The following is a 13,807-nucleotide window of genomic DNA, read 5'->3' as shown; positions in this document are numbered from 1 at the left end:
ATAACAAATCAAAACCTTTGAGCACTATGACAGTCAGCATCCATCCTAACACAATGCCGAGTGTCGTTCATTTTTCCAGTACCAGCTTTTATAAATCACCAGTCAATTTTGATTCTAAAACGGGCGGCAGTTGAGGCATTCATGGCAGCATCACACCAATCCCTCAAAGACACAGAGCCCGATGCTTCACGTTTGCGCGCACTGCTGAGAGCTGTCCGTAACAGCAATGTTTGCGTTCTGTATCAGACGCCCGACCTTTTCTATGCCTGGGGTGAAAATATTCCCTCCTACTGGCAGGAAAAATGGAGAGTTGGCGGTCAGGATTGCGATTTCATTTTCTCAACCTCTATGTCCCGGCTCGATCACGCCAAACGCACAGCGTTGGAAAGTGGAACCGCACAGAATGTCGAGCTCGCCATCAACGACGGCGACAAGCTGCGCTGGATAGAATTTCACATCGACTGCGATCGTGATTCTGAAGGCAATGTGCTCGGTCTTGTTACGACCGCACTTGAGATCAGCGAAATGAAACGCCGTGAGCAGGTGTTGAAAACACTGCTCCGCGAAGTCAGTCACCGCTCCAAGAATCTGCTCGCCATCGTGCAAAGCATTGCGAGCCAGACTGCTCGCTTCACCGATTCTGTTGATGATTTCCTTCTCAAATTTCGCGGCCGCATACAGTCCCTCTCCTATTCACAGGACCTGGTGACGGATTCCAATTGGCACGGAGCGTTGTTTCTCGACCTCGTTCATTCGCAGATCGAGAAATATATCGACATCAATGATGACCGCCTGACTGTCGAAAGTGATAATCCCTATCTCTTCCCGGGCGCGGCTTTGCATGTCGGCTTGGCGCTGCATGAACTGATTATCAATGCGACCTCTTTTGGCGGCCTCTCTATCCCTTACGGTCGCGTGGTGATTTCTGCAAAAATCCACCGCTCCGAAAATGGCGATGAAGAACTCGTCATCCATTGGGAAGAAACCAATCCGGCCATGCCAGAGGTTTATAATCATGACCCGCGCTTTGGCAGTGCAGTCCTGCAACGGATCGTGCCAGCAGCAGTCGGCGGCAAGGCAGATTACCGCGTCGATGGCGCAGGTGCCGTCTATTCTCTGACAGTGCCAGCCGAACAGTTCGATTCCTGAGCTGCATATTTTAAACATCAATTATACCAAGGCGGCTCAAGATGCTGACGTATCACGCCTGGAACAAGTTCAGTTGCCACTTGAGCTTGAACAAAACTCCATGAGTCATACTCGTGGAGTTTTTGCATTAACGCGCATCCCGGAAAGGGTGAAACGCGCTCTACAGCATAATTCCTTAAACTTGAATCAGTTTAAGGAATTATGCTGTAAATTTAGAGTGTTAGAGAGACCTTTATGCGCCCGAGAGGGCGCATGGCGCTCTAAAGCTGGATAAAAGAGAAGCCGTTATGGTCCTCACCACAACGGCTTTTCTTTGAATATGCGGAACGCCAGCTGCATAAACGGGGGCGTCTGCGCGGCATTCTCGCTGCCCACTTCATACGGGGAGATTGAAGCGGGCGATGAAGACCACTTGCGGGGCGGGTTGTGGTCTTCATATGCAAAACGCCGATGAGCGATTTTAGTTCCGTTAGGATTTTATTTTTTTACAATAAAGTTCGAGACGGTGATGAACGATCTCATAACCGAGCGTGCGGGCGATTTCTTCCTGCAGTTTTTCGATCTTGTCAGAGCGAAATTCGACGACCTCGCCACTGTCCATATCGATGATATGGTCATGATGGGCGCCGCTCGCCTGTTCAAAGCGCGACGGCCCGCCAGCAAAAGCATGACGATGAATTGCGCCGCGCTCTTCCAGCAGCTTCATTGTCCGATAGACAGTCGAAAGCGAAATGCTGGTATCAATCTCGACCGCGCGCCGAAAAATCTCAAGCGCATCCGGATGGTCTTCCGTTTCGGTCAAAATATTGAGAATGATGCGGCGTGGCCGTGTAATTCGGACCCCAGCCTGCCGTAGCTCATACTCATAATCGGGTTTTTTGTGCGATTCACTCATAGCGCGATTATGCACCTCCCGAGCGCCAGTTGCAAATTTTCGCAACTGGCATTGGAACATCTCCCCAGACCATTTATCGATCACGCCTGCTGAGGAACCCTTTTCATCGTGTAATCACAGATAGACGAGGGGCGAAAGGCTCAGAACCAGCCCTAGGAAAGCAACAGAGCTGCGCCAGTAAAACAGGCCCCAAAGACCAAAAAGGATCCCTACCGGCGCCGTATAAACACAGAAAATGACGAGGTAGCCGTCGCTACCCACGCCGAAGAAGACGATGTAATAGAAAATGAATGCCGTCACGGCCCCAAAAATCAGGGATATGATCGCCGAGAAGCACCAATTCCGCTTTCTGACAGATTTCGATTGGTTCATGCCCGGCCAGTTCCTCGATTAAGTTCCTGAGCAGAACAAAATATAACGGCACGCCGGCAACATCAGCGGCTAAGGGGCACCCATCCGGAAATACGTGCCAGCCGCAGTGCCAAAGCCACCTGATGTTGTCTCATCGCAGAACGGTGTCGGAACATTGAGCGTAGCCCCGTCGAGACGCAACACCAGAGGGCCACCATCACCTTTGAATTCAGCCTCACTGGCTGATTTCTGCTCAAGCGCACCACTGAAGCTGCATACCCAGGTGCCGTTTGCCTGATCGGCAACATCAAGGCTCACGGTGAGCTTTCCGGATTGGTCCTTCTCGACATTAATGACGCCCCAGGCATTGCTCCATTTGCCTTCAAGCGAAGTGTTGTCGACAACCGACACCCAGTTCAGGAACTCCGCGCGCATCTCTGTCCGGTCATGCAAGCCGGTCAGTCTGTTGTCCAGATTGGACAGATTGCTTTCAAATGCTTCAGACCGGGTCTTGATAAAGGCGGCCTGATCGTTGCGAAGCGCCGTCTTCAAGGCCGGGCTGGATCTTTCAAGCAGTGCAGAATAGGCCAGCGACATCGCGCGATCCGCTTCGGCAATATCCGGCTTGGAGCAAATTGCTTTTTCCGTTGCGCTCGAAGCTTTACCACAGTCGAACCCGGCCTGAGCCAGTGCCGGAACCTGCAAGGGTGCGTAAATTCCCAAAGCGGCGCTTAAGATAAAGGCGTATTTCGTAAGACGCATTTTTTCACTCTCAGTATTCTAGCGGTTCGACTTGTGTCGACCTGTCTTTAATCGGGAGTAGATTTGTCGCAAACATTATCAGTTACTTATTTCATTAAGCGACGTTGAGATGGAATGCTAGAGACATCAGGCATCTCAAAAAGTGCGCGTGCATGTTTGCCACAAATTGACGTCATATCAATTTGCAATTCAGCAGGTTTGATTGAAACTGTCTGGATGATTGGTACGCCCAAGGGGAATCGAACCCCTGTTTGCGCCGTGAGAGGGCGCCGTCCTAACCGCTAGACGATGGGCGCGGAGCAAAAGCTACTGCCGATATAAGCCTGAAAAGGCCCGAGTGCAATCAAGAGCACAATAATATGCTAAAATTGAAAAAGGCGGCATCGCTGCCGCCCTCAAACTCATCGATTACTCGACATTGCCGAGTTTAATACGGCCAACGATGCGAGATTCGCGATAGTCGTAAACGATAATTTCCGTGCCGCCATCCGGCAGCAATGTTTCCAGCGAAAGCTGCTGACCAGAAAGGCTCTGCGACAACAAGCGTGTGCCCGGTGCAAGTTCGATCTGCGATTCGATCAACTTGACTGGTTCCGGCTGAGGGGGTGCAATTGCAGCCTGTCCTGGAATGTCGGAACGGGCAGCTTCGGTCTCTGTTGCGTCCGGAGCACGATTGATCTTGTAGACAACTGCGACAAGCACAGCCATAAGACCAATCAACATAACACCGATGGAAACCGCAAGCAGACGGATCATCTTGCGACGGACTTTCTCCATCGCTGGATCAAGCGGGGGTTCCGGCTGTTGCTCTTCCGGATAATAGCCCTGCTGATAGTCCTGATATCCGGAATCCTGCTGATTCTGATATCGGGGATAGTGTGGATCCTGCATTAAATGACTCCGGTTCATGCACCCGCGTGGGCGCGTGATAACGAAGGGAAGAGACAATTGAAAGAACTAATTGCCGACCTCGATGCTGCAGGCAAAAGATTAGACCAGTGGCTGGCCGCAGCATTGGGGCCGGAACTCTCCCGCAGTCGCGTCCAGTCCCTGATTGCTGATGGCCATGTGACCATCGATGATGTCCCTGCCAGTGGTGCAAAGCAAAAGCTGCGCGAAGGTATGAAGATTACCGTCGTGCTGCCAGAGCCTGAACCTGCCGACCCGCAAGGCGAAAACATCCCGCTGGATATTCTCTATGAGGACGATGATCTCATCGTCATCAACAAGCCCGCAGGCCTGGTTGTCCATCCGGGCAACGGCAACTGGACGGGAACGCTCGTCAATGCCCTCATATATCATTGTGGCGATAGCTTGTCCGGCATCGGAGGAATCCGCCGTCCGGGCATCGTTCACCGTCTCGACAAGGATACCAGCGGCGTCATGGTCGTTGCCAAGAACGACCATTCCCATCGGCATTTAAGCGAGCAGTTTGCAGATCATGGCCGTACCGGCGATCTGGAACGCGCCTATCTCGCGCTTGTCTGGGGCATGACCGAGCGTCCGCAGGGCAATATCGACGCCCATCTTGGCCGCTCGCATCGCGACCGCACCAAACAGGCAGTCGTCAACGAAGAACGTGAAGATGCGCGCCATGCCATCACACACTATTCGACGATTGAAAAATTCGCCCCGCGCGAAGATGCGACAGCCTTGGCCTCGCTCGTCGAATGCCGCCTTGAGACCGGACGCACCCACCAGATCCGAGTCCACATGGCTCATATCGGCCATCCGCTCGTCGGCGACATGGATTATGGCAGCGCATACAAGACCAAGGCAAACAAGCTGCCTGAGCCCTTGAAAAACGCGGTGCAGGGTTTCCATCGTCAGGCGCTACATGCCTTTTTGCTGGCATTCACCCATCCGACAACGGAAGAAATCATGCGTTTTGAAGCGGATGTACCCGAAGATATGGAGCAGCTTCTGGAAAATTTCCGCCAGCACTCTATATAATACTGATAAATCTAGCAGTTTCACACTGCATGAAACGACCTGTAAAAATTGCATTTTCAGGGCGGAAACACGGTATCTTAAAAGGTTGCAGCCCATTTGGTGCAGCCCTTTAAGCTTGGGCAACTGTTCACATTCTAGTGACACATTGTTTCATGGGGTTAAGGATCGTGTTTTCGCCAAAATCATACCTATATATGTAAGCTCACGATGGAAGTGCAGGAGGCAGCCAGCGTGACAGGTTCGCCAAAAGGGAGCCTGAAATTATAAAGGAGGGTGCTCTATGGCCCAGGTTAATCTCCCAAGCATCACATCCGGTGACGGTGGCCTAACCCGTTATCTGGAAGAAATTCGCCGCTTTCCAATGCTTCAGCCGCAGGAAGAATACATGCTGGCGAAGCGCTATCACGAGCACACTGATCCGAAAGCCGCACACAAGCTGGTGACCAGCCATCTTCGCCTCGTCGCGAAGATTGCAATGGGCTATCGCGGTTATGGCTTGCCAATTGGCGAAGTCATCTCCGAAGGCAATGTCGGTCTCATGCAGGCAGTCAAGCGCTTCGAGCCGGAACGCGGCTTCCGCCTGGCCACATATGCGATGTGGTGGATCAAGGCTTCGATCCAGGAATATATCCTGCGTTCGTGGAGCCTTGTGAAGATGGGTACGACTGCCAACCAGAAGCGCCTGTTCTTCAATCTGCGCAAGATGAAGAGCAAGATTCAGGCGCTGGACGATGGCGATCTCAACCCGGATCAGGTCAAGCAGATTGCGACCAAGCTGAAGGTTAGCGAAGACGAAGTGGTGTCCATGAACCGCCGTCTGTCGGGTGACGCTTCGCTCAATGCGCCACTGCGCGCAAGCGAAGGTGAATCGGGCGAATGGCAGGATTGGCTCGTTGACGATAGCAGCAGCCAGGAACAGGTTCTGATCGAGCAGGACGAACTGGAAAGCCGCCGCTCGCTGCTTGAACAGGCCATGGACACGCTCAACGAACGTGAACGTCGCATCTTTGAAGCCCGCCGCCTTTCGGAAGACCCAATGACGCTGGAAGATCTTTCCGGCGAGTTTGGCATCAGCCGTGAACGCGTGCGCCAGATCGAAGTGCGTGCCTTTGAAAAAGTACAGGCTGCCGTCAAGGCTGCAGCTTTCAAACAGCAGAAGGCGTTGAACCATGTCGAGGAAGCTCACGCCTGAAACTGATAATTTTCAGACCTTCTACTGCCGCAAAGTGGGAAACCGTTTTGCGGCAGTTTGCTTTTGAAATGTATCAAGAAAAACAAAGTCTGATTTTCATACAGGATCGGGTTTCGAACCGCCTAAGCATCATTCGATGCAACCTGTCATCCAACCGATAAAAAACCGTCAAATAACTGTAATGGAATGGCTTTAGGCAACGTGACGTGTTTCACCGAAGCCTGAAGGTCTCCCAATGAAAAAGCTCCTGCTTGCTGCAACGCTCGCTCTTACTGCTGCCACTGCTGTATCTGCGTCTGAATATGTCTCTTATCTGGACTATCCTCAGAAAGAGCAGGACGGAAAAGAATTCTTCACTGCCATTGAAATCCCACAGGGCAGCTTCACCAAATACGAAATCAACGACAAGACCGGCCACATCATTGTGGATCGCTATCAGTCGATGCCAGTCGTCTATCCGGCCAATTACGGCTCGATCACCAGCACGCTTGCAGGCGACGGCGATCCTCTCGACGCGCTCGTCTACACCCGCGAACCAATCGTTCCAGGCGCAATCATCAAGGTTCGCCCAATCGGCGTTCTTAAAATGATCGATGGCGGCGAGACCGACGATAAGATCGTCGCTGTCCCTACCTCGAAGATCGACCCGACCTACGACAACATCAAGGAAATTGCCGATTTGCCAAAGATCGAGCAGCAGCGCCTTGAAGCTTTCTTCCGCGTTTACAAGCAGCTGCCTGAAGGCCGCAAGTCCGTTGAACTCGGCGGCTTCGATACTGCTGAAACCGCAGCAAACGAAGTAGCCAAGGCGATCAAGGCTTTCTCTGAAAAGAAATAATCAAGCGTATATCGCTGAAACGAAAAGGCCGCTCAAAGCGGCCTTTTTTATTTCGTCTCGTTTAGCTTGCGCCCAGAACGTCGTTGAAGACTTTCTCGCCCGGAACACCTTTTTCAAGGCTGATCAGTGCGCGACGGCCATTGCGATAGGAAATCGGAATATCGATCCACTGCAAACGACGCATCAGCGAAAGATTGGTGTCCTGTGCAGTCTTTGCGTCATTAAGCCAGATAATGAAGAAATTATCCGCAATCTTGGAAGGAACTGCAATCAGCGGATTGCCAGCTGCCTGTTCCGTATCTTTGAACGTTATACGCTGCACATTATCGACGACACCGCCGGCAAAATTATCTGGAACGGTGAAGACCATTTCGATCAGATGGCTCGCTGGAATCGACTGATCCGTATTTTTGCGGACCGTCATTTTCAGCTCAACCTTGCTGTCAGGCATGGTCACGCTGGCGCGAATAGCTGGGGCTGCAGGTTCACCCTCACTCGGGCTTTCCTGAATTTCCGACCAGACGACATTGCCGCGTTCAACAGAACCTGATTCCGTGCCGCCACGTTCTTCATAAAGCAGCGCCTGCTGGCCAACGGCCACGGCCTGCTGAGGCTGCTGCTGATTCTGGGTATTGGTTTGTTCGGCACCAGGCGTTGAAGCCGCTGTTGATTTGCCTTCACCCAAACCGTTCTGACCGCCTGATGGGCCGTCATCGACTTCGCTGCCATCCGGCATCAGACGCTGCGTCATCTTCTGTTCTTCAGGCGTTGACGGCTGCTGACCGGTTTGTGTCTCGCCCGTCTGCGGCTGTTCGGAGCCTGCAGTCTGTCCCGCCGGAGGCGTTTGCCCGTCCGGCTGTTGCGCTGTACCGCTATCGCCGCTTGCCGGTGCGTCGCTGCGACCAAGGCTTGATGCCAGCTCCTGAAGCTTGTCCTTGTTTGCCCAAACGCCATAGCCTGCGCCACCAAGAGCGAGTACAGCAATAAGACCGATGATTAGCCCCTTGTAGGAACGCTTTTCCTTCGGGCTGCTGCGTTCGGTATATTCACCGCGACGTGCAAAGGACTTTTCGTCTGCGCGATTCTGGTCGCGTTCCACTCCCCAGTCATCGCGACGACCGGGCTGAACCTGCGATGCTTCATCTTCTTTGTCATGGTCATCATCCGAGTAGCGGGGCTCGGTTGCGATCTGCGGTTCGCGATCTGCATAAGAAGATGTGTTTGCCGCACGCGTTGATTCGTGCAGAAAATCTTCCAACGGATCGGTCTGGGGTTCTTCAAAAGCCGGTTGGGAAGCTGGAGGCGCATAAAAGGCTTCAACTTCTTCAATAGCGTCTTCGAGGATTTTGCGCTGGCGAACAGCGACAACTTGCGAGGCATTCGCCGTCACAAGCTTCTGTTCAATCGTCGCGCGTGCCTTTGCATAGACACGCTGCCGCAGTTCAGGCGATTTGTCTGCCTGCGCATCGATTGTCTTTTTCAGAACCGCTACAAAATCCGCCATGCCGTTTTACCCAGTTTCCGCGAGTTCGAAATGCAGTAAATGTCTCAATAATCACAATAATCGATGGAAAGCAAAGGTTGCGGCAACGATTAAGTGAACGCTTTCAAAATGATCGCGAAAAAACCTTAAAAAAATACCCGGTCCGCCATGATGACAAACCGGGTGTTTTATTTTTGCAGAACCGAAGTTCAGATCAATCAATCCTGAAATGGATCGGTAACGAGGATCGTGTCTTCGCGTTCAGGGCTCGTCGAAAGCATTGCAACCGGCGCGCCGATCAGCTCTTCGATGTGGCGGACATATTTGACAGCCTGCGCTGGAAGATCGTTCCACGAACGTGCACCAGCTGTCGTTTCCGACCAGCCCGGCAGCGTTTCATAGATCGGCTTCACGCGGGCCTGGGCACCCATCGAGGATGGCAGATAGTCGATGCGCTTGCCATCAAGCTCATAGGCCACGCAGATCTTGATTTCTTCAAGACCGTCGAGAACATCAAGCTTGGTCAGTGCAATACCGGTGATGCCCGAAGTGCGAACCGTCTGACGAACGATAACGGCATCGAACCAGCCGCAACGACGCTTACGACCCGTCACCACGCCAAATTCATGGCCCTTGGTGCCGAGGAATTCACCGATTTCATCGTTGAGTTCGGTCGGGAACGGACCTTCACCAACGCGAGTGGTGTAAGCCTTGGTAATGCCGAGAACATAACCGATTGCTGTCGGACCAAGACCCGAACCGGCAGCTGCCTGACCGGCAACAGTGTTGGACGAGGTAACGAACGGATAGGTGCCGTGGTCGTTATCAAGAAGCGCGCCCTGCGCACCTTCGAAAAGGATGCGGTCGCCAGCCTTGCGGCGTTCGTCGAGAACGCGCCAGACCTGATCGATATAAGGGAGAATCTTGTCTGCAACCGAGGTCAGCTCTTCAAGAATGGTCGCAACCGCGATTTCCTCAAGGCCCATGCCGCGACGCAGCAGATTGTGGTGAGCAAGCAGACGCTCAACCTTTGGCTCTAAGGTGTCCGGCTCGGTCAGATCGATGACGCGGATCGCACGACGGCCAACCTTGTCTTCATATGCAGGGCCGATACCGCGCTTGGTGGTGCCGATCTTGAGGCCTTCGGTAGCGCCTTCACGCATCGCATCCAGTTCGCGATGAACGGACAGAATAAGCGGTGCGTTTTCTGCAATACGCAGAACTTCAGGGGTGATTTCGATGCCCTGGCCGCGCAGCTTTTCGACTTCCATGACGAAATGGTGCGGGTCGACCACAACACCATTGCCGATCACGCTCAATTTGCCGCGTACAAGGCCGGATGGCAGAAGCGAAAGCTTGTAGCTGACGCCATCGATGACAAGCGTATGACCCGCGTTATGACCGCCCTGATAGCGCACGATCACATCGGCGCGCTCGGACAACCAGTCCACGATCTTTCCCTTGCCTTCGTCGCCCCATTGCGACCCGACGACAACTACATTCGCCATTGAGAAAACTCCTCGGTACGGCATCTCAGCCGTAAATATAACCCAAGGATCGCAAGCAAACCCCGTCAATGAAACGCGGGGTGCTGATCCCTCGTCTCTATACAGACTCAATCACGCTTGCGCGACTCTTTCATGCAGAAAATGCGAATATTTTCACGAAAACGTGGGAAAACGGCTCGCAAAACGTGGAAAACCGTGGCTAAGCGGTGTCAAGAATAGGGCTATTTCGCGGCAAAACGCCTCTTAGCCAGCGCGGACCATATAGAGCGCCTCGTCCGAATAGCCTTTCAGCTTTTCTTCGAGCGCGGTCACATCACGGGTAACAAAGCCCTTTTTCTCCCAGAATCCCTGAGAACCATTAACGGCAACAAGAGCCATGGTGACGAAACCATCCCGCTCTGCCTGAGCGGCCATCAGTTCGACCACACGCGATGCCTGCCCGCCTGAGCGGACCACCGGTAGAAGTGCGATGTCGTGAATATAATAGGTGCTCGTTTCCTTCGGCAGCTCACCGAGAATCGAATTCAACGCAGGCACCGAATCGAGTTGCCATGGATGGCTGATGCCGTAACCGAGAATTTCGCTGCCATTGGCCAGTACAAAACAACCGGCCGGATAGACTTTGAAGCGGTCCCGGAAGACCGCCTCATCCTCGAAGAAGTCGGGGTGAACGACATTGGCCACGGCTGTTACGCGCGCTATGTCCTGCGCTTGCATTCGCCGCCATTCTGCCTGTTCAATCCCGTCTGTCATGTCGCTCAAGCTTCCTCGATGTTAAATTCCAAAGGTCTTGCCGCCTTGATTGCCTCTTGAGCAATGAGTTCGTCAAGTGCTGCTTGTGGAATCCTGTCATCGACATAGAGCATCGCAATGGCATCACCGCCCGGATGATTACGTCCGAGAGCGAAGTTTGCGATATTGATATTGTGCTTACCGCAGATCGTCCCGAGCAGACCGATCATGCCTGGAATGTCGACATTGGTGACATAAAGCATGTGCGGACCGACTTCCGCATCAAGGTTGATTCCCTTGATCTGGATGAAACGGGCCTTGCCGTCCGAGAAACACGTTCCTGCAATCGAGCGTTCACGTTCAGTGGTCTTCACGGTCAGCTTGATATAGCCGTCAAAGATACCCGACTTGTCGCGCTTGATCTCGGAAACGATGATTCCACGTTCCTTGACCATGATCGGTGCGGAAACCATGTTCACGTCAGCAACCTGCGGACGGATCAGACCGGCAAGTGCGGCACTAACCAGAGCGCGGGTGTTCATACCAGCTGTTGAGCCGTCAAAAAGCACTTCGACTTCCTGAATTGGCTCGTCCGTCACCTGACCGACAAAGGCACCCAGAACTTCTGCGAGCTTGACGAATGGCTTGAGACGCGGCGCTTCCTCTGCAGTGATCGACGGCATGTTGATCGCGTTGGAAACAGCACCCTTGACCAGATAATCCGACATTTGCTCGGCCACCTGGATCGCCACATTTTCCTGCGCTTCGGAAGTCGAAGCACCAAGATGCGGTGTGCAGACCACGTTGGGCAGATTGAACAATTCGTTGTCTGTTGCGGGCTCAGTCTCGAAAACATCGATACCAGCACCGGCAACATGGCCGGATTTCAGTGCTGCAACCAGATCCTTTTCAACGATCAGACCGCCGCGTGCACAGTTGATAATGCGGACACCCGGCTTGGTCTTAGCCAGTGCATCGGCATTGATGATGCCGCGTGTCTTGTCGGTCAGTGGCGTGTGCAGTGTGATGAAATCGGCGCGCGCCAGAAGTTCATCAAGCTCCAGCTTTTCGACGCCAAGTTCCTGCGCCCGCGCTTCCGATAGAAACGGATCAAACGCAACAACATGCATCTTGAGGCCGATACCGCGCGCTGCAACCACAGCACCAATATTGCCGCAGCCGACCACACCAAGCGTCTTGCCTGTGATTTCCACGCCCATGAAGCGGTTCTTTTCCCACTTGCCAGCGCGCGTGGAAACGTCAGCTTCGGGAAGCTGACGCGCAACTGCAAACATTAGTGCAATTGCATGTTCTGCAGTGGTGATCGAATTGCCGAAAGGCGTATTCATCACAATGATACCACGGCGCGATGCTGCCGGAATATCGACATTGTCCACGCCAATCCCGGCGCGACCAATGACCTTGAGCTTCGTTGCTGCTGCGATCAGCTTTTCCGTTGCCTTGGTGGCAGAGCGGATAGCAAGACCATCATATTGGCCGATGACTTCGAGCAGTTTTTCTTTGTCCTTGCCAAGATCTGGCAGGTAATCAACTTCAACGCCGCGGTCTTTGAAAATCTGAACGGCGGTCGGCGACAATTTATCGGATACGAGTACGCGAGGTGCCATAAGGGCCTCCTTCGAATTGTACGATAATGAAAGGCAAGCAGGCTATGACCGTCCCAACTCCGGCCACAGCACTGTCATCGCTTGCGATTATGCAGCGGCTTTCAGGGCAGCTTTCTGTGCAGCAAAGGCCCAGTCGAGCCATGCAGTCAGGGCTTCAAGATCAGAAGCTTCAACCGTAGCACCCGCCCAGATACGCAAACCGGAAGGCGCATCGCGATACGCACCGATGTCGAAGGCAACGCCTTCTTTTTCGAGCGCCGAGACGATGCCCTTGGCAAAAGCTGCCTGTGCATCAGCCGAAAGCGCCGTCACTTCCGGATCAACAATCGTCACGCAAACAGATGTGTTGGAGCGCGTTTCAGGCTTCTGAGCCAGATTAGCGATCCATGGCGTCCGCTCGATGAAAGCATCAAGCACAGCAAAATTTGCATCCGCACGTCCGACAAGACCGTCGAGACCGCCGACAGAACGCGCCCAGCTCAGTGCATCAAGATAATCTTCAACGCAGAGCATCGAAGGGGTGTTGATGGTTTCGCCGACAAAGATGCCTTCGATCAGCTTGCCGCCAGAAGTCAGGCGGAAAATCTTTGGCAGCGGCCATGCTGGCTTATAGCTTTCCAGACGCGCAACAGCGCGTGGGGAAAGAATGAGAATGCCGTGTGCGCCCTCGCCGCCAAGCACTTTCTGCCATGAGAAAGTGACAACATCGAGCTTTGCAAAATCAAGACGCTGCGCGAAAGCAGCCGAGGTCGCATCGCAAATGGTCAGGCCTTCACGATTTGCAGGAATGAAATCGGCATTGGGTACGCGAACGCCGGATGTGGTGCCGTTCCAGGTGAAAACGACGTCACGGTCGAAATCAACTTCAGCAAAATCAACCAGTTCGCCATAGGGCGCAACAAAGCTGCGGGTATCTTCCAGCTTGAGCTGCTTGATCACGTCTGTGACCCAGCCGGAGCCGAAGCTTTCCCACGCGACCATATCAACGCCGCGCTCACCGAGCAGTGACCACAAGGCCATTTCCACCGCACCCGTGTCGGATGCAGGCACGATGCCAATGCGGTAATCAGCCGGAACGCCGAGAATTTCGCGGGTAAGGTCGATGGCTTCTTTCAGCTTGGTCTTGCCGATTTTCGCACGGTGCGAACGGCCAAGCGGCGCATCGGCAAGCGCTTGAAGCGACCAGCCGGGGCGTTTAGCACAGGGACCTGAAGAAAAATTAGGGTTAGCCGGGCGAACTGCCGGCTTCGCAATCGTCGTCATTTTGTTTCCTATCCTCTCAGATAGCACGCGCCTCGTTGGGGAGGCGTGGCCCG

At 53.5% G+C, this 13,807-nt stretch carries 13 protein-coding genes and 1 tRNA gene; 4 read left to right on the top strand and 10 right to left on the bottom strand.

Annotated features, from left to right (window positions below; all coding sequences use genetic code 11):
- The first annotated feature begins 141 nt into the window (after nt 1–141).
- Nucleotides 142–1,149 (top strand): sensor histidine kinase, encoded by a 1,008-nt coding sequence (locus ABWV94_RS18875; RefSeq protein WP_113497788.1) that lies wholly within the window; start codon nt 142–144, stop codon nt 1,147–1,149.
- A gap of 469 nt (nt 1,150–1,618) precedes the next feature.
- Here the strand turns inward: ABWV94_RS18875 and ABWV94_RS18870 are convergent, their stop codons facing one another.
- From ABWV94_RS18870 to ABWV94_RS18850, 5 genes are all read right to left on the bottom strand, one after another.
- Nucleotides 1,619–2,044: a ferric uptake regulation protein gene (locus tag ABWV94_RS18870; RefSeq protein WP_007876540.1), complete on the bottom strand. Its 426-nt coding sequence runs from the start codon at nt 2,042–2,044 to the stop codon at nt 1,619–1,621.
- A 114-nt stretch (nt 2,045–2,158) separates the two neighbouring features.
- Nucleotides 2,159–2,416 carry a hypothetical protein gene (locus ABWV94_RS18865; protein WP_039860144.1) on the bottom strand — a complete coding sequence of 86 codons (258 nt, stop codon included), beginning with the start codon at nt 2,414–2,416 and terminating at the stop codon, nt 2,159–2,161.
- Nucleotides 2,417–2,485: 69 nt separating this feature from the next.
- Nucleotides 2,486–3,157, bottom strand: a complete 672-nt coding sequence (locus ABWV94_RS18860; RefSeq protein ID WP_007876542.1) for a lysozyme inhibitor LprI family protein — start codon at nt 3,155–3,157, stop codon at nt 2,486–2,488.
- A gap of 221 nt (nt 3,158–3,378) precedes the next feature.
- A tRNA-Glu gene (locus ABWV94_RS18855) sits at nt 3,379–3,453 on the bottom strand.
- A 112-nt stretch (nt 3,454–3,565) separates the two neighbouring features.
- The gene (locus ABWV94_RS18850) at nt 3,566–4,048 is read right to left on the bottom strand and encodes a hypothetical protein (protein ID WP_007876543.1); all 483 of its coding nucleotides are present in this window, start codon (nt 4,046–4,048) and stop codon (nt 3,566–3,568) included.
- Nucleotides 4,049–4,051: 3 nt separating this feature from the next.
- Between ABWV94_RS18850 and ABWV94_RS18845 the strand changes: the two genes are divergently transcribed.
- The 3 genes from ABWV94_RS18845 to ABWV94_RS18835 all read left to right on the top strand — a co-directional run bounded on the left by ABWV94_RS18845 (nt 4,052) and on the right by ABWV94_RS18835 (nt 7,140).
- Nucleotides 4,052–5,110 (top strand): RluA family pseudouridine synthase, encoded by a 1,059-nt coding sequence (locus ABWV94_RS18845; protein ID WP_215775686.1) that lies wholly within the window; start codon nt 4,052–4,054, stop codon nt 5,108–5,110.
- 280 nt (nt 5,111–5,390) lie between these two features.
- Entirely contained in the window at nt 5,391–6,302 is a 912-nt protein-coding gene (rpoH, locus tag ABWV94_RS18840) for an RNA polymerase sigma factor RpoH (protein WP_007876548.1), read from the top strand.
- 235 nt (nt 6,303–6,537) lie between these two features.
- Complete coding sequence (locus tag ABWV94_RS18835) at nt 6,538–7,140, top strand: inorganic diphosphatase (protein WP_007876549.1); 603 nt, start codon at nt 6,538–6,540, stop codon at nt 7,138–7,140.
- 61 nt (nt 7,141–7,201) lie between these two features.
- On the opposite strand, the gene ABWV94_RS18830 is transcribed toward ABWV94_RS18835, so the two are convergent.
- From ABWV94_RS18830 to ABWV94_RS18810, 5 genes are all read right to left on the bottom strand, one after another.
- The gene (locus ABWV94_RS18830; protein WP_113497786.1) at nt 7,202–8,644 is read right to left on the bottom strand and encodes a transcriptional regulator; all 1,443 of its coding nucleotides are present in this window, start codon (nt 8,642–8,644) and stop codon (nt 7,202–7,204) included.
- Nucleotides 8,645–8,841: 197 nt separating this feature from the next.
- Nucleotides 8,842–10,131 (bottom strand): adenylosuccinate synthase, encoded by a 1,290-nt coding sequence (locus ABWV94_RS18825; RefSeq protein ID WP_007876553.1) that lies wholly within the window; start codon nt 10,129–10,131, stop codon nt 8,842–8,844.
- A gap of 243 nt (nt 10,132–10,374) precedes the next feature.
- Nucleotides 10,375–10,884 (bottom strand): GNAT family N-acetyltransferase, encoded by a 510-nt coding sequence (locus ABWV94_RS18820; RefSeq protein ID WP_007876556.1) that lies wholly within the window; start codon nt 10,882–10,884, stop codon nt 10,375–10,377.
- 5 nt (nt 10,885–10,889) lie between these two features.
- The gene (gene serA, locus ABWV94_RS18815) at nt 10,890–12,491 is read right to left on the bottom strand and encodes a phosphoglycerate dehydrogenase (protein WP_064321036.1); all 1,602 of its coding nucleotides are present in this window, start codon (nt 12,489–12,491) and stop codon (nt 10,890–10,892) included.
- An 87-nt stretch (nt 12,492–12,578) separates the two neighbouring features.
- Nucleotides 12,579–13,754 (bottom strand): phosphoserine transaminase, encoded by a 1,176-nt coding sequence (locus tag ABWV94_RS18810; RefSeq protein WP_007876560.1) that lies wholly within the window; start codon nt 13,752–13,754, stop codon nt 12,579–12,581.
- Between the last annotated feature and the right edge of the window lie 53 nt (nt 13,755–13,807).

This window comes from Brucella sp. NBRC 12953 (assembly GCF_040369775.1).
In the GTDB taxonomy this organism is placed as follows: domain Bacteria; phylum Pseudomonadota; class Alphaproteobacteria; order Rhizobiales; family Rhizobiaceae; genus Brucella; species Brucella pseudogrignonensis.
This window is presented reverse-complemented; position numbering and strand designations above follow the sequence as displayed.